Raw genomic sequence first — 18,409 nt, forward strand, 5'->3', positions numbered from 1 at the left:
CATAATCATATCATAATATAGACGAGGGAGAACGATTTCATGGATAAAATCATTACCTTTGCCGTCCCCTGCTACAATTCAGCGGCCTACATGGACCACTGTGTGGAGACCCTGCTCAAAGGGGGCGAGGACATTGAGATCATCCTGGTGGACGACGGCTCCACCAAGGATAACACGCATGAGAAGTGCGACGAGTGGGCCGCCAAGTACCCGGACATCATCCGGGCCATCCACCAGGAAAACGGCGGACACGGCGAGGGCGTCAACCAGGGCATCCGCAACGCCCGCGGCCTATATTATAAGGTGGTGGACTCCGACGACTGGCTGGACGAGACCGCCCTGCACACGGTGATGGACCAGCTGCGCCAGTTTGCCCACATGCCCGCCCCGGTGGACATGGTGGTGGCCAACTACGTCTATGAGCACGTGGAGGACAACACCCGCAAGGCGGTAAACTATAAAAACGTGTTCCCCACCGGCCGCATCTTCACCTGGGACGAGATTCGCCACTTCCGCACCTCCCAGTACCTGCTGATGCACTCGGTGATCTACCGCACCCAGCTGCTGCGGGACTGTGGTCTGGAGCTGCCCAAGCACACCTTCTATGTGGATAACATCTTTGTCTACCAGCCCCTGCCCTACGTGAAGACCATCTACTACCTCAATGTGGACCTGTACCGCTACTTCATCGGCCGGGCGGACCAGAGCGTCAACGAGTCGGTGATGGCCGGGCGCATTGACCAGCAGGTGCGGGTCACCCGCCTGATGATTGCCGCCCACGATGTGCTGGCCATCAAGGCCAGTCAGCCCCGCCTGGGCCGGTATATGCTGGGCTATCTGTCCATGATGATGACGATTTCTTCCATTTTTGCCGTGATTGCCAACACTCCAGAGTCTCTGGGGATGCGCACCGAGCTGTGGGAGTATCTGCGGCAGAAGGACCCCGCCCTCTACCGCCGCTGCCGCTACCGCGCCACCAACGCCGCCACCAACATCCCCGGTTACCAGGGCCGAAAGTTGTCTGTTTCACTCTATCGCATGGCTCGAAAAATATACAAATTTAATTGATTCGTCAATCCCTGGGAGTAGAAGCTTCTATTTCCAGGGATTTTGCATAAATTACGCAATTATTTTCCTAGCAGGATGCTACCCCTTTTCTAGTTGCAATTTTACAGAAAGATGCTATACTGTAAGGCGTTGGGGTTCAGGCTGTACACAGCAAATCCATCCCCCAACGATAAGTTAGGAGGTTACTCATTTTGCCGGACGACCCATCTATATTGCCCAAGCTTCTGGTCCTCATTGTTCTGATCTTGGTCAACGCCTTTTTCGCAGCCGCCGAGATCGCCGTCATCTCCCTATCCGAAACCAAGCTGAAAAAGCAGGCGGAGGAAGGAGATAAGAAAGCCAAGAAGCTCCTGGCCTTAACCCAGGCGCCCGACCATTTCCTCTCCGCGATTCAAATCGCCATCACCCTGGCAGGCTTCCTGTCCTCCGCCTTTGCCGCCGACAGCTTTTCCGATCCCCTTGTGCATTGGCTGGTGGCCCGAGGCGTAACCCAGATTCCCGCCGGGACCCTGAACACCATCACCGTCATCATCATCACCATCATCCTCTCCTACTTCAGCCTGGTGCTGGGCGAACTGGTGCCCAAGCGCATCGCCATGAAGAAGACGGAGGCGGTGGCCCGGATGACCGTAGGCCCTGTGTGCGTCATCGCCACGGTGTGCCGCCCCATCATCTGGTTGCTGTCCAAGTCCACCAACGGGGTGCTGCGTCTGCTGCACATCGATCCCAAGGCCGATGAGGAAGAGGTGTCCGAGGACGAGATCCGTATGATGGTGGATTTGGGCGAGGAGCGCGGCACCATTGAAACCGCCGAGAAGGAGCTCATTGAGAACATCTTTGAGTTTAACAATTCCACCGCCGAGGATGTGATGGTCCACCGTACCGACATGGTGATGATCTGGGCCGGGGACACCCCCGAAGAGATCTTGAACACCATTCGGCAGTCCGGTCTGTCCCGCTTCCCCGTCTACGAGGAAGACGCCGACGACATTGTGGGTATCTTATCCACCCGGGTCTACCTGCTCAATACCCAGCAGGCACACCCCAAGCCCCTGCGGGAGCTGCTCTACCCCGCCTACTTCGTTCCTGAATCGGTGCGCACCGACGTGCTGTTCCGGGATATGCAGAGCAAAAAGGTCCACCTGGCCATTGTGGTGGACGAATACGGCGGGACCTCTGGTCTGGTGACCATGGAGGACCTGCTGGAAGAGATCGTGGGCAACATCTACGACGAGTTCGACCCCCAGGATGAGGCCGATCTGGTCCAGTTGGACGACAACCTCTGGCAAGTTTCCGGTTCCTGTGACCTGGACCAACTGGCGCAGGCTCTGGACATCACCTTCCCCGAGGACCAGGAGTTCGATACTCTGGGCGGCCTGGTCTTTGCCCAACTGTCTGTGATTCCCTCCGATGGCGAACAGCTGGAGCTGGACGCCTACGGGCTTCACATCAAGGTGCTCAACTTCACCGACCGACGGGTGGAGCTGGCCCAAGTCTCCAAGCTCCCTCCCCAAGAGGAGGAGGCCAAACAACACTGATTTTCAGTGCTTCTATTGTAGATGAGCAGGGCTCCTGGCCTTGTTTTTCTAATAGATCTTTTAGGTATGGTGCGCCACCCCGCACCATTCCCACCCTGTAAATGACAGAACGGAGGAAACATTTCTATGCGAAAGACAAAGATTATTTGTACCCTGGGCCCTGCTTCCGACAGCGAGGAGATGATTGAGAAGCTCATCCTCACCGGCATGAACGCCGCCCGCTTCAACTTCTCTCACGGCACCCACGAGTCCCACCTGGCTGTTCTCACCCGTGTGAAGAACGTCCGGGATCGTCTGGGCTGCCCCGTGGCCACCATTCTGGACACCAAGGGCCCTGAGATTCGCATTCGTTCTTTTGCCAACGGCAAGATCGAGCTGGCCGATGGCGATACCTTCACCCTGACCACCCGCGAGGTGGACGGCGACAACACCATCGTGTCCGTGACCTACCCCAACCTGCACAACGAGGTGTCCGTGGGCACCCACCTGCTCATTGACGACGGCCTGGTGGATATCGAGGTCACCGAAATCAAGGGTCAGGACATCATCTGCAACGTGGTCACCGGCGGCCCCCTGTCCAACAACAAGTCCATCAACATCCCCAACACCCACATCTCCCTGCCCGCTCTGACCGAGAAGGACAAGAGCGATCTGAAGTTCGCCGTGGAGAACGACTTCGACTTCGTTGCCGCCTCCTTTGTGCGTCAGGCCTCCGACGTGGAGGAGATCCGTGCCGTTCTGGACTCCCACGGCGGCCAGCACATCGGCATCATCGCCAAGATCGAAAACCAGGAGGGCGTGGACAATCTGGAGGAGATCCTCAAGGTTGCCGATGGCCTGATGGTGGCCCGTGGCGACCTGGGCGTGGAGATCCCCGCTCAGGATGTGCCCGTCATCCAGAAGCGCATGATCAAGGCCGCTATCGCCCAGGGCAAGCACGTGGTCACCGCCACCCAGATGCTGGACTCCATGATCCGCAATCCCCGTCCCACCCGTGCTGAGGTGTCCGACGTGGCCAACGCCGTGTTCGACGGCACCGGCTGCGTGATGCTCTCCGGTGAGACCGCCTCCGGCAAGCACCCCGTGGAGGCCCTGCAGACCATGGTGGACATCGTCACCACCGCTGAGAACTCCACCAATTACTGGAAGCGCTTCACCAAGTCCACCGTGGACCACACCGCTTCCATCACCGATGCCATCAGCCACACCGCCTGCCTGACCGCCATGGACCTGAAGGCCTCCGCCATCCTCACCGCCACCGAGACCGGCCACACTGCCCGTATGACCACCCGGTATCGTCCCGGCTGCCTGGTGGTCGCCCTGACCACCAACGAGCGTGTCCGCCGTCAGCTGGCCATCACCTGGGGCGTGGCTCCCTTCCTGTCCGGCACCGTGGACTCCACCGACCGTCTGTTCTCTCTGTGTGTGGAATCCGCCAAGAAGGAGGGCGTTGTCCAGGAGGGTGATACCGTGGTTATCACCGCTGGCGTGCCCATCGGCAAGAGCGGCTCTACCAACCTGATCAAGGCTCAGGTGGTAAAGTAATTTTATCTCGCCATACTATAGGGGGGACGGCTTTCACCGTCCCCCCTATCTGCTATTTTTTGAATTGTAAGGCCCCTCAATTCTTCACCAGGCAAAAGCCTCCCTCCGGGAGGGAGGTGGCACGGCCAAAGGCCGTGCCGGAGGGAGCCTGTAGCAAGGGCTAATGGGCTTTTGCCGCAATGGGCGAAATCTGCCAGAGCGGCCAGGGAATTTGGTGTAAGTCTGGACTCTCTGCAAACTTGCAACCCAGCCGCCCGCTTTCTCCCTCAGTCACCTCCGGTGACAGCTCCCTCCCGGAGGGAGCCGAAAGGGCACCCCCTCAAGTTCTTGCGCAAATTGAAAGATGTGCCCTACGCACCACATTTTTATCATTGATTGAAAAGGCGGGATGTTTTTGAACATTTTCGATATTATGGGCCCCATCATGGTGGGGCCGTCCAGCTCCCACACGGCAGGCGCCGCCCGCATGGGTCGGGTGGCCCGGCATCTGCTGGGCAGCCAGCCGGTGAAAGCGGACATTCAGCTCCACGGCTCCTTTGCCGCCACTGGCTCCGGCCACGGCACCGACCGGGCCATTGTGGCGGGGCTCTTGGACCTGGCCCCCGACCATCCGGGTATCCCCCACAGCTTTGAGCTGGCCCGTCAGGCGGGTATGGCGGTGTCCATCCGCCCGGTGGACCTGCCTGGAGCTCACCCCAACACCGCCGTGCTCCACCTCACCGACCAGCAGGGCCGCACCCTCACCGTCTCCGCCTCCTCGCTGGGCGGTGGCCGCATCCGGGTCAACGCCATTGACGGCATGGAGGCCTCCTTCTCCGGGGAGCTGCCCACCCTCATCATTCGCAACCAGGACCGGCCGGGCATCGTCTCCCAGGTCAGCCAGGTGCTCTCCGACCACATGGCCAACATCGCCACCATGCAGCTCTACCGGGACCGCCGGGGCGGTCTGGCGGTGATGGTGCTGGAGTGCGACAACCACCTCTCCCCCGCTTTGGTTGAAGAACTGTCCCGTCTGGACGGAGTGGAGCGGTGTACCTATCTCAACATGGAGGGCTGCTGATATGGCTTTTCAATCCGTCGAACATCTCATAGACTGCGCCCAGCACCAGCCCCTGTGGCAGGCGGTGCTGCTGGACGACTGCCAGGACCGGGACGTCACCCAGGAAGAGAGCTTCTCCCGCATGGAGGCCCTGTGGCAGGCTATGGTGGAGTCCGTGGAGAACTACGACCCCCAGCGCCGCTCTGCCTCCGGCTTGTCCGGCGGCCAGGGCGAGAAGATGGCCCAGGCTCAAAACACCCTGTGTGGGCCAGACATGCAGCAGGTCATCGCCACCGCCTTGAAAGTGGGCGAGCACAACGCCTGTATGGGCCGCATTGTGGCCGCCCCCACCGCCGGGGCCAGCGGGGTGATGCCCGCCGTCCTCCTCCCCCTGTGGAAGCGGGAAGGCCTGTCCACCCACACCATGGTGGAGTGCCTGTACGTGGCCGCCGGGTTCGGCCAGGTCATCGCCACCCGGGCCTCCATCTCTGGGGCCGAGGGCGGCTGTCAGGCGGAGATTGGCTCCGCCTCCGGCATGGCCGCCGCCGCTCTGGTCCACGCCCGGGGCGGCTGCGCCCAGCAGATGGCCGCCGCCTGCGCCATGGCCCTGCAAAACGTGCTGGGCCTGGTGTGCGACCCGGTGGCGGGTCTGGTGGAAGTGCCCTGTGTGAAGCGCAACGTCATGGGCGCGGTCAACGCCATGGCCTGCGCCGACATGGCTCTGGCGGGCATCGTGGGCGCCATTCCCTGCGACCAGGTCATTGACGCCATGGACGCTGTGGGCCGCACCCTCCCCTCCGCACTGCGGGAGACCGGCAAGGGCGGCTTGGCCGCCACCCCCGCCGGATGGGCCATTGCCCAGCAGCAGATTACCCCCGCCCCCTGAGCAATTACAGCTTCTTCAGGTCCCCAATGACCCCCTGAATCATACTCTCCGGCACCCAGCTGGAGAGAAAGGCGGCCAGCTGCTCCAAGGTCACGGTGCGGGCCGCCCCCTTCACCGGGTGCTTGGACAGCATGGGGATTTTCCGCTGGAACACGCTGCGGCTGCGGGGATTATCCCACAGCTCTCCCAATGTAATCTGATTGTTGCGCAAGTCCATGTTTGATCACCTCACTCCCATCCTATGCGCCACACCCCCCACCTTTGACAGGAGGAATTGTCATGTCGAAACGCCATCGTTCCCCCGGCCCCAAGACACACCCCTTTGAGCGAAAGGGACTGCTGTACACGGTGTACTTTGTGCTGCGCGTGCTGGTGGTCCTCATGCTGGTGGCCGCCGTATTCAATCAAAACTACGAAAATGTGGCCCTGTGTGTCCTCACCCTGGTGCTGTTCATGCTCCCCTCCGCCTTCGAGCGGCGGCTGCGCATTGAACTGCCGGACACTCTGGAGATCATCATTCTGCTGTTTATCTTCGCCGCGGAGATTCTGGGCGAAATTCAGGACTACTACATCACCTTCCCCTACTGGGACACCATGCTCCACACCACCAACGGCTTTTTGTGCGCCGCCATTGGCTTTGCCCTGGTGGACATTCTCAACCGCACCGAACGGGTCTCTCTGAACTTGAGCCCCTTCTACATGGCAGTGGTGGCCTTCTGCTTCTCCATGACCGTGGGGGTGATGTGGGAGTTCTTCGAGTTCGCCATGGACCACTTCCTCCACTTTGACATGCAGAAAGACACCATCTTGAACGCCTTTTCCACCGTGAATCTGGACCCCAACCACGGCACCACTGCCATCATGGTGGACGGCATCCAAGACGTGATTTTGGTGATGGAGGACGGCACCCAGCGCGCCTTGGGGCTGGGCGGATACCTGGACATCGGCCTCATTGACACCATGGCTGACCTGTTCGTCAATTTCATCGGTGCTGTCATCTTCTCCATCATCGGCTTTTTCTATGTCAAGGGCCGTGGTCGCAGCCGCTTCGCCCCTCGGTTCATCCCCCAGGTCCTCCCCGAAGAAACCTCCTCCCAGGAGGAATAATCCCCCTGCATTTGGTGCATACTGCTCTTGGAATCTAAAACCAGGAGGTCAATGTCATGTACGAACAACCCAATCCCAGCATCAAATGCACCGTCTCCAGCTGTGCTCACCACAAGAACCAGTCCTGCACCCTCAACGAGATTCAGGTGGGCTGCTGCCAGAACAAGGTGGGCTGCTGCCAGGACACCGAGTGTGCGTCCTTCCAGCTGGGGACCACCAACAGCTGCCATTAAAAACTGGCGGGAAAAGGCATAGCCTTTCCCCACCGGTTTTGCACCCTGCTGCGCGCAAAGTTTGGCTGCAAAGAGCGCAGCCAAATTCACACTTGCAGGGTGAGAAGTATGTTCTCCCAGGCACATGTCCTGGGAGAACATGAATTCCAATTGCTTTCCCCGCCTGCGGGCGGGGAAACTCTGCGAAGCTAAGTCCTGGATGTGAACACACATCCAGGGCTTTTTTACATATCACCAAAATTTCATTTACATCACCACACTATTTCGGTAGAGTGTAAAATTTTTGTCCCGCTGCATTTTAGTCATTGACAAACGGAGGGAAAGGGTCTATCATGGCTTTAATAGTCTAAAGCAAATAGTTGTCAACTGCGACGATCAGGCCAGTAACCCCCTTGTCGGCAGCCCAGAGAGAAGGCGTTTGGTGCAAGTCCTTCCTGCTGTGGGTGTGGTGAATCTCCCCTGGAAGCAGTCCGGCTGAACTCTCTGAGAGAAAGTAGGCAGGATCGGCCCCCGCCGTTATCGGGATCAAGTGCCCCCTGAGTGGGGGAATTTAGGTGGTACCGCGGAGCGCAGCTTCGTCCTAATGGAGGATGAAGTTGCGTTCTTTTTCTATCCAAAGGAGGGTTTAGCATGTTAATGAGGGGTTCTCAAATTGTGATGGAGTGTCTGCTGGAGCAGGGCGTGGACACGGTGTTCGGCTATCCGGGAGGTACCATTCTCAACATTTACGATGAGTTTGAGCTCCACGGCTACAAGGACAAAATTCACCACTACCTCACCTCCCATGAGCAGGGAGCCAGCCATGCCGCCGACGGCTACGCCCGGTCCACCGGAAAGGTGGGTGTATGCTTTGCCACCTCCGGCCCCGGCGCCACCAACCTGGTCACCGGCATTGCCACCGCCTACTACGACTCCTCCCCGGTGGTGTTCATCACCTGCAACGTCAGCGAGAACCTCATCGGCAAGGACTCCTTCCAGGAGGTGGACATCACCGGTATCACCATGCCCATCACCAAGTGCAACTACCTGGTCAAGGACGTGGGTCAGCTGGCCGACGTCATCCGGGAGGCCTTCGCCATCGCCCGCTCCGGCCGGCCCGGCCCGGTGCTGGTGGATATCGCCAAGAACGTCACCGCCGCCACGGCGGACTACCAATACCTGCCCGTGTCCGAGCACCCCAACCACGGCCGCCTGGCCAACCTGATGCGGCGCACCGGCCGAGACCTGGGCACGCCGGAGCCGGACCACGGGGACATTCAGAAGCTGCTGGATTTGATTGCCCAGGCAGAACGCCCCATGGTACTGGTGGGAGGCGGCGTCATCCGCTCCCGGGGCGCCGTACCCGAGTTCCGCAAGTTCATTGAGACCCTGGACGCCCCGGTGGGCTCCACCATCATGGGCGGCGGCGCCTGTCCCGGCGACCACCCCCTGTTCACCGGCATGGTGGGTATGCACGGCTCCCACGCCTCCAACATCGCCACCACCGAGTGCGATCTGCTCATTGCCATCGGCTGCCGCTTCTCGGACCGGGTGGCCACCGACCCCGCCATCTTCGCCAAACAGGCCAAAATCGTACATATCGACATTGACCGGGCGGAGATCGACAAAAACGTCCTCACCTACCACCACATCATCGGAGACGCCCGGCGTGTGCTGGAGCTGCTCAACGCCCAGCTTCCCCCCCACGACTACACCCAGTGGAAGGCCCAGGTGTTCTCCCGCAAGGAGCTGCCCCTGAAAAAGGACGATGTGCTCCACGCCCACGAGGTGCTGGAGACCATCCAGGACCTCACCGACGGCAAGGCCATCATCGCCACCGACGTGGGCCAGCATCAGATGTGGTCCTGTCAATACTACCACTTCTCCCGCCCCGGCCAGCTGCTCACCAGCGGCGGCTTCGGCACCATGGGCTTCGGCCTGGGGGCCGCCATGGGAGCCAAGGTGGGCAACCCGGACCAGATCGTGGTCCACTGCACCGGAGACGGCTGCTTCCGCATGAACTGCCACGAGCTGGCCACCTTAGAGCACTACCACATCCCGGTGATCACCGTTATCTTCAACAACGGCACTCTGGGCATGGTTCGCCAGTGGCAGAACCTCATTTACAACAAGCGATTCTCCCAGACCGACCTGGACCGCGGCCCCGACTTTGTCAAGCTGGCCGAGGCCTACGGCCTCAAGGGCTTCCGGGCCGGAACCCAGGCGGAATTTGAAGAGGCCTTCCGTCAGGCCCTTCAGGCCGGCTGCGGCTGCGTCATCGACTGTGCCATCCGCATGGATGCCATGGTCCACCCCATGGTCAGTGCCGGTACCCCCGTCACCGACTTCATCTTGGACTGAGAGGAGGGCCACTATGAACAATCCCGTTACCCGACACACCCTGTCTGTACTGGTGGAAAACACCCCCGGCGTCCTCTCCCAGGTCTCCCGGCTCTTCTCCCGCAAGGGGTACAACATCGAGTCTCTGGCCGTGGGCACCACCGACGACCCCGAGGTGTCCCGTATCACCATTGAGGTGACCTGTGACAACCTGATGATTGAACAGATCATCAACCAACTGCGCAAGCTCTTCTGTGTCTACTCCGTGCGGCTGCTCCCCCCCGCCTCCTCCATTCGGAGGGAGCTGGTGCTCATCAAGGTCAAGGCCGAGGGCCGGGACGTGCGCAACGAGGTGATTCAGATCGCCAACATCTTCCGTGCCACCATCATCGACGTGTCCACCAAGAGCCTGACCCTGGCGGTCATCGGCCAGGAGTCCAAGGACGACGCTCTGGAAAAGCTCTTGTGTGAGTTCGGCATCCTCGAGCTGGTGCGCACCGGTATGGTGGCTTTGGAGCGCGGCGAGGCCACCATCAACGACAACGACGACAACAAAGAGACCGACGAATTTGATCTTGGTAAAAATGTGCTCTAATTTTACATATTCAACCTTCAAAGGAGTGTTTTATCATGGCTAAGATGTACTACGAAAAGGATTGCGACCTCAACTACCTCACTGGCAAGAAGATTGCCATCGTGGGCTACGGCTCCCAGGGCCACGCCCACGCCATGAATCTGCGTGATTCCGGCTGTGACGTGATCATCGGCCTGTACAAGGGCGGCAAGAGCTGGCCCGTGGCAGAGAAGGACGGCTTCACCGTCATGGAGACCGCCGAGGCCACCAAGATTGCCGATATCATCATGATCCTCATCAACGACGAGCGTCAGGCCGATATGTATAAGAAGGACATCGCCCCCTACCTCACCGCTGGCAAGGCTCTGGCCTTCGCCCACGGCTTCAACATCCACTACGGCCAGATCAAGCCCCCCGCCGACGTGGACGTGTTCATGATCGCCCCCAAGGGCCCCGGCCACACCGTCCGCTCCCAGTTCGTGGCGGGCAAGGGCGTGCCCTGCCTCATCGCCGTGGAGCAGGATGCCACCGGCAACGCCTATCAGATCGGCCTGGCCTATGCCGCTGGCATCGGCGGCGCCCGTGGCGGCGTGATGGAGACCACCTTCGCCGACGAGACCGAGACCGACCTGTTCGGTGAGCAGGCCGTGCTGTGCGGCGGCGTGGTGGAGCTGATGCGCCTGGGCTTTGAGACCCTGGTGGAGGCCGGTTACGCCCCTGAGAACGCCTACTTCGAGTGCATCCACGAGATGAAGCTGATCATCGACCTCATTAACAAGGGCGGCGTGGCCATGATGAACTACTCCATCTCCGACACCGCCGAGTATGGCGAGTACGTCTCCGGCCCCCGTGTCCTGCCCTATGAGCAGACCAAGGCCAACATGAAGGCCGTGCTCACTGACATCCAGAACGGCAAGTTCGCCGGCAACTGGATTGCCGAGAATAAGAATGGCCGCACCTTCTTCAACGCCTCCCGCCGCCAGCTGGCCCGCCACCCCATGGAGACCGTGGGCGCCGAGCTGCGTAAGAACATGCTGTGGGGCGACGACGCCGATCCCGACACCGCTTCCAACTAAAGTACATGTAAAACAGCGGCCTGACCCCCTAGGGCCAGGCCGCTGTTACTTCTCTTTTTGTTCCTCTGCCCTGGAATATCCCTGCCAGCCTGGCAGGGACGCTCCGCTGGGGTCTCTTTCTCAGCGATGAGAAAGAGACGAAAGAATCGCCAAAGGCGGGGCCTTCCCCCGCCTTGTGGAATCCACCCCGCGGTACTGGGTGGATGTGCGTCTTTCTCTGTTCGGCCCTTGGCCCGGTGGGGTCACATAGATGGCGTGGAGATTCTACCGAACGTACCTGCTTCTCTGTGTGGTTGTCCTTCTGTTGCCAGGGCCTTACCCTGGTGTGCAACTGTTCCCAGTTGCCGGAAGCCTAGCTGACGGCGGCGGGAACGCCGCTTCTCCAGGGTAGGCCCGGATATAGAAACCGCCCGGCTATAGGGCCAGCTGCCCAAGGTGGCCTGGTGTGGTGGCAGTACAAGGTGCCACAGCAAGGGTAACGGGCCGAACGTAGTCTTGACGCAGTTCCAGCCTCGTACCCCAGGGGGGTACTTAGGGGGGAACGCCCTAAGCGGGTTTTGGTTCCTTTTGCCCGTTCAAAAGGAACCCCCAGCGGGAAGCGTCCCCGCCAGGCTGGCAAGCCTGTACCCAAGGACAAATAGAACAGCACTCCCGCCATCTGCCGGATGGCTCACCCCTTCCTCTATCTATGGGAAGTTTTCCATACAAAAACTACTCAAAGGAGTTTTCCCTATGCGCTCTGATGTTGTGAAAAAAGGCATCCCCGCCGCCCCCAACCGCTCTCTGCTCTACGCCCTGGGCTACACCAAGGAGGAGCTGGAGCGGCCTCTCATCGGCGTGGTATGCTCCTATAACGAGATCGTCCCCGGCCACATGAACCTGGACAAGATCGCCGAAGCCGTCAAAGCCGGTGTCCGGGCCGCCGGAGGTACCCCCGTAGAGGTGCCCGCCATCGCCGTGTGCGATGGCATCGCCATGGGCCACGTGGGCATGAAGTACTCCCTGGTCACCCGGGACCTCATTGCCGACTCCACCGAGGCCCTGGCCATGGCCCACCAGTTCGACGGCCTGGTGATGATCCCCAACTGTGATAAGAACGTCCCCGGCCTGCTCATGGCAGCTGCCCGGGTGAACATCCCCACCATTTTCTGCTCCGGCGGCCCCATGCTGGCGGGCAAGCTGCCCGACGGTCGCCGCACCTGCCTGTCCCACATGTTTGAAGCCGTGGGCGCCTACTACGCCGACAAGCTGGACGAGGCCGGGGTGGAGGAGTACGAGAACGCCGCCTGCCCCACCTGCGGCTCCTGCTCCGGCATGTACACCGCCAACTCCATGAACTGCCTCACCGAGGCCATCGGCATGGGCCTCAGAGGCAACGGCACCATCCCCGCCGTGTGGTCCGCCCGTCTGCGTCTGGCCAAGCACGCCGGTATGCAGGTGATGGAACTGGTGAAGCGAGACATCAAGCCCCGGGATATCATGACCCCCGCAGCCTTCCACAACGCCGAGACTGTGGACATGGCCCTGGGCTGCTCCACCAACACCATGCTCCACCTGCCCGCCATCGCCCACGAGTGCGGCATTGAGCTGGATTTGGACATGTCCAACCAGATTTCTGCCAACACCCCCAACCTGTGCCACCTGGCCCCCGCCGGGGAGAGCTACATGGAGGACTTGGAGCAGGCAGGCGGCGTGTACGCCGTCATGGCCGAGCTGACCAAGAAGGGCCTTCTCAACACCGACGTGATGACCGTCACCGGCAAGACCATGGGTGAGAACCTGGCGGGCGTTGTGAACCGGGACCCGGAGACCATCCGCCCCATCGACCACCCCTACTCTGCCGACGGCGGCATCGCCGTCCTGAAGGGCAACCTGGCCCCCGAGGGCTGCGTGGTCAAGCGCTCCGCCGTGGCCCCTGAGATGATGACCCACCAGGGCCCCGCCCGGGTCTTTGACTGCGAGGACGACGCCATTGAGGCCATCTACGCCGGGAAGATCGTCCCCGGCGACGTGGTGGTCATCCGCTATGAGGGCCCCAAGGGTGGCCCCGGTATGCGGGAGATGCTCAATCCCACCTCTGCCATTGTAGGCATGGGCCTGGGCTCCTCGGTGGCCCTCATCACCGATGGCCGCTTCTCCGGTGCCACCCGTGGCGCTGCCATCGGCCACGTGTGCCCCGAGGCCGCGCAGGGCGGCCCCATCGCCCTGGTGGAGGACGGCGACCTCATCACCGTGGATATTACGGGCTGCGCCATCACCCTCCACGTGGACGAGGAGACCCTGGCCGCTCGAAAGGCCGCCTGGGTGTGCCCGCCTCCCAAGGTGACCACCGGTTATCTGGCCCGGTACGCCAAGCTGGTGACCTCCGCCAGCCGGGGCGCTGTGCTGGAGTAAGCAGCGTTTCTCTCTTCCATAATGTCAAACATGCCCGGCGCATCCTGAGGGAGCGCCGGGCATGTTCTTTCATTCCATTTCCAGATTTGGGTTGATGCGCCAGACATAGGCATCAAATTGTGGCACCGTAAAGTCGATTTCTCCGTGTGATGTGGGATAAATCATGCCCTTGCTGATGAGTTGTGCCCGGATGGGGGAGATGGAGGACACCGACTTATTCATCAGTTTCGCCACATTGGCAATGGTACAGGGGAGCTTGCCGCACTTGACCATAGCAGCGATAAATGCCTTTTCCCGTGGGGTACACCGCTGGTAGCGCACAGCGAAAAATCCCTTGTCCAGCAGCTCCCAGAACTTCGGCTCAGCCTCTTGGACATCCTCCAAGGTAATAGTGGGCTTGTCCGGAGTGACTTGCCACACAGAACTGCACATCTGCTGGATGAAATACGGATAGCCCCCTGTCTGGGCTATGATATGCTCCACAGCGGCGCTGTCATACGCCACCTCAAAGTCCTCCGCAGGCACCGTAATCGCTGCGGCAGCCTCCTCCGGTTTCAGCGGTCCCACTACTTCATACTGAAACAGCCGCTCGGCATAGGAGCACGCCTCCCCCACCTCCTGTAAAATCTTAGGAAGGCCCGCACAAAAGGCCATAATGGGCAGTCGCAGCTGATTGCAGCGGTGTAGGGCCACGATGAGACCCGCAATTTCCTCTCGTCTCAGATATTGCATCTCGTCAATAAACAGACAAATGGTGTCTCCGGAACTCTGAGCGGCCTTGCCCAGCTGGGTCATCAGATCGGTCAGGTCGTTGGAATACACCCCACTGACAAACCCCGCCTCGGGGTCCACCCCAAAGGCAACTTCCCCCTCCTCCAGCTTATACTGGATGCGAAACGCCTTCAGGAGGGCAAGAAACCTGCGGGCAAAATCCTTTGCCGTGGTCTGAAAGCTCACCTCGTGGGCAATGCGTTGTAGAGAGACCAGCAGATTCTGGGTGAATTTCCCATCCGAATCCGCCTCGATGTGGTCAAATAAAATCCCATAGCCCTCCGCACTGTTCTCGATGGTGTTGAGGAGAACGGTTTTTCCCACTCCACGTAATCCATAATAAATCATGGACTGCTGGGGATATCTTTTTTGAAGCGCCAGCAAGCTCTGCTCCGCATGGGAGATTAGCCCCTCACGCCCCGCCAAATACGAGGGCATGAATCCGGCCCCTGGCGTATAGGGATTCGAATGCGTCATGGTAAACCTCCTTCGCCACCGTAGCGATACGAATCTATTGCAAAATATACGGTTTTTTTCGCCCTGTGTTTCCTTGTTCTTCCTGAGTATAGTATACCCCTTGGGGTATGTCTCTGTCAATGGACGTTCCTCGCAAAAAGGCTGCAACAGGCACCTTCCGGGTGTCTGTTGCAGCCTTTTACACGATATTTCGCCATACGCCCCAGAGCAGAAGCACCACGGCCATGCCGCTCCACACCAGGGTCTCCCAGCGGGCGGTGGGGACGCTGCCCCGGCGGACATACACCACGGCACGATAGCCCAGCAGCCCCCCCAGAAGGGGCAGCAAAAGGAGCAGGACCGGATTGGCCTTCCAGGCCCCGGAAACGTCCAGCCGCAACAGGGCCAGACACATGCGGGTCACACCACACCCGGGACATTGTAGCCCGGTGATGGCGTGGAAGGGACAGGGAATGGACAGGTGGGTCAAGTTGACCCACAGGGCATACCCTATCCCTACCGCCGCCACCAGCAACAGCCCGGTGAGCAGGCGGCGCAGTCGCTGTCCAGGGGTCATGGTCAGACGTTGGGGGTGTACTTGTTCAGCTCGTTCTGGATGAGAGCCAGGGTGACCAAGCTAAACCCAAAAATATTGAGCACCAGGAAGATGATGGGGAAGGAACCAGGGGCCACGCCGTGGTCGGCACGGGCTGCATCCAGCTTTTCGCCCATGCTCCATGCCCAGTACAGGCCGTAAATACCACAGGTGATCAGGCTGAACACCAGAGACAACCCGCCGGAGGTTCCGGGGCGGTTGGTAACTCGGCCCACATCGTCGGTGGCCACCACGAACCAGTACATCCCGTAAATGCCGCAGGTGATGATGGACAGGACAATACACTTGGCAATGCTTCTGTTTTGACTCATGTCGATCTCTCCTTTCTCTTGCCCTCAGCATACCATAGCCCAGGTGGTTTGTCTATAAAAATCGCCCGTCAGAGGAGCTCTGACGGGCGGTATTTTCTGGGTGTTTGGACCAAATTTTCGTGCTTTAGCCCTGCTTCAGCGCCTGGGCCAGCTGGTCGGGGCAGGAGGTGGGCTTGGAGCCACAGTGGATGCCCTCCATGCGGGAGATGGCCTCCTCACAGGTCATGCCCACCAACAGGGAGGAAATACCCTGGAGGTTTCCGTTGCAGCCGCCCACCACGCGCACGGCCTTGATGACGTCGTTGTCCACGTCAATTTCCATCTCACGGGAGCAGACGCCCCGGGGGATATAGTGAATGGTTTTCATAGTCATATTCTCCTTCCTGGTGCATAGGCTTGTCTGGGGCGTATCTGAAAACAAAGGAATCGACGAATTTTCCACTAGCAACAGACAGATACAAGGCAAAAAACGCAGGAATCCTGGATGGATTCCCAGGATTTTTAACGCAGTAGCTGGCGTTGATGGTTGGACAAGTCAAGAATTCCGGCTTTTCAGATCGCCCTCAGGTCACAGAACGATCAGGCCATAGCGGTTGCTCAGTTCCCGCAGCTCCTCGGCGTCCAAGTCGCCGGTGCCGTCATAAAAGGCCCGGCCCTGGTAGTAGCGCAGGGCCTGCTCCAGCAGCTGAGGCACGTCCGACCACAGGCACAGGGCCTTGTTGACGGCGTACTGGTGCTCGGCGAAGATGTCCACGTCATCCTGCTCCAGAATGGAGATCTTCACCGCGCCCACCGGGTCGTCCTCCGCCTCAATGATGTCCTCCAGCAGCTTGGGGGTGCACTCCAGCTCCTCTCCCACGTCCACCGTGCGGGTGACAAAGCAGGGGGAGGTGCCGGTGGCACAGGGGATGACGTCGGGGTCCTTTTCCTGCACCACATAGGGGTAGGTCACCACGTCCCCGTCCACCACGTAAAACAGCGGCACACTGGCATAGCGGGACAGCTCTTCCAGCTGCTCCAGGGCCAGCTCCTTGGGACAGTTGAGGCCAAAGGCGGCGGCGCCCATGCCCTCTGCCACAAACAGGGCGGCCAGCATATGCACCCGGGTGGCGGACTCGCCCTCCTCGTTGCAGGACCAGGACACCCACAGGGGGCCGTAGCCCAGCTCTCGGGCGGCCAGAATGGCGGCCCGGCACTCGGCCATGCCGATCATGCAGTTGATGTGTACAGGGCCCTGTCCCGCCCCCAGCTGGGCACGGTACTCCTCTACCAGGTGGTCAAATTCCGCCTCTCCGGCGGGTGGCACGTCCAGCCCCAGAGGGCCGACACGCCGCTGAAATATGGGAACCGCTGCATCCATGTGTTCCATGTTGTACTCCTTCATTTTGGTTGGGTCTCAGTGTTGCTTGCGCAGTCTTTCTAAGGGGGTAGTATATCAAATTCTGTCGTCCATGGCAAGGGCATCCCCCAACAAAAGGGGGAGCAGAGGCTCGAACAAGACACCCTCCCGCACTTCGGTGCCCAGGGCGGCGGTGTAGGAGGCACAGCGGGTGATGAAGTGGGCCGCTCGGCTCACACCCCGCTCCAGGCTCTCCCCCATCACCAGGCTGCCCGTGAGCACGGCGGCAAACAGGTCCCCGGTACCCGGGTACTCCCCGGGCGCCCGCACCGCCACAGTGGTGCCGCTGGCTCCCGTGGTGTGGTCAAACCACACCGCTCCGGTATAGCCCGGCTCGGGGGTCACTCCAGTGACCACCACCGACCGCTGTCCCTGGCCGGACAGCTCCACGGCCAGGTCTTCCCCCCGCTGGTCCAGCAGAGCATCGGGAGCCAGACCCAGGAGAATGGCCGCCTCGGTGAGGTTGGGGGTGATCACCTGGGCCTTCTGGCACAGGTCCCCCATGGCCTGGGCCATCTCGGTGGTGATGGAGGTATACAGCTTGCCGTGGTCTCCCAGCACCGGGTCCACCACCACCTGGGTATTCTCCCCGGAAAGCCGCTCCACCGCCTCCATGGCCTGGTGGATTTGGGCGGCGCTGGCCATGTATCCGGTGTAAATGCCGTCAAAGCGCAGGCCCAGCTCCTCCCAGTGGCGCAGGGTGCCGTCCACCTGCCCGGTGAGGTCGGTGCGCTGGACGGGACCAAAGCCGCCGGTATGGGTGGAGAGCACCGTCCCCGGCAGGGGACAGCACTGCATGCCCATCACCGACAGCACCGGGAGAATCACCGCCAGGGAACACCGCCCATAGCAGGACAGATCGTGTATGGCCGCTACCTTTCGCATTTGCATCTACCTCATCTTCGTTTTACACACCATTATACCCTCCCCACTGGGGAGTGGCAACGGGCTTTCTTTACAAACTCGCCCGCCCTTGCTATACTGGAAAAAAGCAAAAACCACAGATTCTAAGGAGGATTTCCATGAAACAGCTCGCTTGTTTTCTCACAGCCGGCGCCATGCTCCTCACCCTGTGCG

General features: G+C 60.4%; 18 protein-coding genes and 1 other annotated feature. Of the genes, 11 read left to right on the forward strand and 7 right to left on the reverse strand.

The annotated features are described in order from the left end of the window. Positions 1–39: 39 nt before the first annotated feature. The 5 genes from E0L15_RS02425 to sdaAA all read left to right on the forward strand — a co-directional run bounded on the left by E0L15_RS02425 (position 40) and on the right by sdaAA (position 6,076). Positions 40–1,068 (forward strand): glycosyltransferase family A protein, encoded by a 1,029-nt coding sequence (locus E0L15_RS02425; RefSeq protein WP_087234026.1) that lies wholly within the window; start codon positions 40–42, stop codon positions 1,066–1,068. A gap of 191 nt (positions 1,069–1,259) precedes the next feature. Then, on the forward strand, positions 1,260–2,606 hold the full coding sequence (locus E0L15_RS02430) for a hemolysin family protein (RefSeq protein WP_168124439.1): 1,347 nt from the start codon (positions 1,260–1,262) through the stop codon (positions 2,604–2,606). 126 nt (positions 2,607–2,732) lie between these two features. Continuing rightward, positions 2,733–4,151: a pyruvate kinase gene (gene pyk / locus E0L15_RS02435; protein WP_206020534.1), complete on the forward strand. Its 1,419-nt coding sequence runs from the start codon at positions 2,733–2,735 to the stop codon at positions 4,149–4,151. A 394-nt stretch (positions 4,152–4,545) separates the two neighbouring features. Then, positions 4,546–5,211: an L-serine ammonia-lyase, iron-sulfur-dependent subunit beta gene (gene sdaAB / locus E0L15_RS02440; RefSeq protein ID WP_168124440.1), complete on the forward strand. Its 666-nt coding sequence runs from the start codon at positions 4,546–4,548 to the stop codon at positions 5,209–5,211. 1 nt (position 5,212) lies between these two features. Continuing rightward, on the forward strand, positions 5,213–6,076 hold the full coding sequence (gene sdaAA, locus E0L15_RS02445; protein WP_168124441.1) for an L-serine ammonia-lyase, iron-sulfur-dependent, subunit alpha: 864 nt from the start codon (positions 5,213–5,215) through the stop codon (positions 6,074–6,076). Between the two features lie 4 nt (positions 6,077–6,080). Here sdaAA and E0L15_RS02450 read toward each other — a convergent pair whose 3' ends face one another. Then, positions 6,081–6,293, reverse strand: a complete 213-nt coding sequence (locus E0L15_RS02450) for a hypothetical protein (RefSeq protein ID WP_087234034.1) — start codon at positions 6,291–6,293, stop codon at positions 6,081–6,083. A 62-nt stretch (positions 6,294–6,355) separates the two neighbouring features. On the opposite strand from E0L15_RS02450, the gene E0L15_RS02455 reads away from it, so the two are divergent. From E0L15_RS02455 to ilvD, 6 genes are all read left to right on the forward strand, one after another. Next, positions 6,356–7,183 carry a hypothetical protein gene (locus tag E0L15_RS02455; protein ID WP_168124442.1) on the forward strand — a complete coding sequence of 276 codons (828 nt, stop codon included), beginning with the start codon at positions 6,356–6,358 and terminating at the stop codon, positions 7,181–7,183. Between the two features lie 56 nt (positions 7,184–7,239). Further along, positions 7,240–7,416: a DUF1540 domain-containing protein gene (locus E0L15_RS02460; protein WP_087234038.1), complete on the forward strand. Its 177-nt coding sequence runs from the start codon at positions 7,240–7,242 to the stop codon at positions 7,414–7,416. Between the two features lie 362 nt (positions 7,417–7,778). After that, positions 7,779–8,002: a binding site (T-box leader), on the forward strand. 44 nt (positions 8,003–8,046) lie between these two features. Then, a complete protein-coding gene (gene ilvB, locus E0L15_RS02465) occupies positions 8,047–9,756 on the forward strand; it encodes a biosynthetic-type acetolactate synthase large subunit (protein WP_087234040.1) in 1,710 nt (569 codons plus the stop codon). Between the two features lie 13 nt (positions 9,757–9,769). Beyond that, positions 9,770–10,330, forward strand: coding sequence for an acetolactate synthase small subunit (gene ilvN, locus E0L15_RS02470; RefSeq protein WP_087234042.1), 561 nt, complete (start codon positions 9,770–9,772; stop codon positions 10,328–10,330). Between the two features lie 35 nt (positions 10,331–10,365). Beyond that, on the forward strand, positions 10,366–11,385 hold the full coding sequence (gene ilvC / locus E0L15_RS02475; protein WP_168124443.1) for a ketol-acid reductoisomerase: 1,020 nt from the start codon (positions 10,366–10,368) through the stop codon (positions 11,383–11,385). Positions 11,386–12,117: 732 nt separating this feature from the next. Beyond that, positions 12,118–13,779, forward strand: coding sequence for a dihydroxy-acid dehydratase (gene ilvD, locus E0L15_RS02480; RefSeq protein ID WP_168124444.1), 1,662 nt, complete (start codon positions 12,118–12,120; stop codon positions 13,777–13,779). Between the two features lie 69 nt (positions 13,780–13,848). Here ilvD and E0L15_RS02485 read toward each other — a convergent pair whose 3' ends face one another. From E0L15_RS02485 to E0L15_RS02510, 6 genes are all read right to left on the reverse strand, one after another. After that, positions 13,849–15,027 carry an ATP-binding protein gene (locus E0L15_RS02485; protein ID WP_168124445.1) on the reverse strand — a complete coding sequence of 393 codons (1,179 nt, stop codon included), beginning with the start codon at positions 15,025–15,027 and terminating at the stop codon, positions 13,849–13,851. Positions 15,028–15,205: 178 nt separating this feature from the next. Further along, entirely contained in the window at positions 15,206–15,583 is a 378-nt protein-coding gene (locus tag E0L15_RS02490) for a DUF2752 domain-containing protein (protein WP_168124446.1), read from the reverse strand. A gap of 2 nt (positions 15,584–15,585) precedes the next feature. Next, complete coding sequence (locus E0L15_RS02495) at positions 15,586–15,933, reverse strand: DUF4234 domain-containing protein (RefSeq protein ID WP_087372999.1); 348 nt, start codon at positions 15,931–15,933, stop codon at positions 15,586–15,588. A 124-nt stretch (positions 15,934–16,057) separates the two neighbouring features. After that, positions 16,058–16,300, reverse strand: coding sequence for a TIGR03905 family TSCPD domain-containing protein (locus tag E0L15_RS02500; RefSeq protein WP_087234056.1), 243 nt, complete (start codon positions 16,298–16,300; stop codon positions 16,058–16,060). A gap of 201 nt (positions 16,301–16,501) precedes the next feature. Then, positions 16,502–17,302: a homocysteine S-methyltransferase family protein gene (locus E0L15_RS02505; protein ID WP_143482380.1), complete on the reverse strand. Its 801-nt coding sequence runs from the start codon at positions 17,300–17,302 to the stop codon at positions 16,502–16,504. Between the two features lie 66 nt (positions 17,303–17,368). After that, complete coding sequence (locus tag E0L15_RS02510; RefSeq protein ID WP_168124447.1) at positions 17,369–18,217, reverse strand: pyridoxamine kinase; 849 nt, start codon at positions 18,215–18,217, stop codon at positions 17,369–17,371. Between the last annotated feature and the right edge of the window lie 192 nt (positions 18,218–18,409).

This window comes from Pseudoflavonifractor sp. SW1122, from assembly GCF_012027765.1.
In the GTDB taxonomy this organism is placed as follows: domain Bacteria; phylum Bacillota; class Clostridia; order Oscillospirales; family Oscillospiraceae; genus Enterenecus; species Enterenecus faecium.